This is a genomic window from Nonomuraea montanisoli (genome assembly GCF_013363975.1).
GTDB lineage: Bacteria > Actinomycetota > Actinomycetes > Streptosporangiales > Streptosporangiaceae > Nonomuraea > Nonomuraea montanisoli.
This window is the reverse complement of record NZ_JABWGN010000059.1, coordinates 1-319: the sequence shown is the minus strand read 5'-3', so window position 1 is coordinate 319 and position 319 is coordinate 1. Positions and strand designations below refer to the sequence as shown.

Below are 319 nucleotides of genomic sequence, written 5' to 3'. Positions count from 1 at the left end.
TGCGCGACCAGCGACGGGAAGGCGCGCCGCACGAACACGACGTCCCCGGTGTGCCGGTAGATCCACCACAGGGCGAGCCCGTGGACGGGTGGCGCGGTGAGACCGGAGGAGAGCACGCGGGGCGCCGCGTCGTGGTCGTGCGAGCGCCAGACGGAAGGCCCGGGGATGTACGCCTCGGGCGTGTGGAAGTCGATGTGCGGGACCATCGCGGTGTCGCACTGCCCGGGGAGGTGGCTGAGGAGCTCGGCGCGGGTCCGCTCGTGGCGGTGCCGGGCGAGGCCCATCGCCACGAACGCGGAGTCCCAGCTCCACTGGTGGG

At 73.7% G+C, this 319-nt stretch carries 1 protein-coding gene; it reads right to left on the bottom strand.

Features of this window, described 5'->3' with window-relative positions; all coding sequences use genetic code 11:
- Positions 1-319 (bottom strand): MGH1-like glycoside hydrolase domain-containing protein (locus tag HTZ77_RS44965; protein ID WP_407940655.1); only part of this gene is annotated, 319 nt, incomplete at both ends.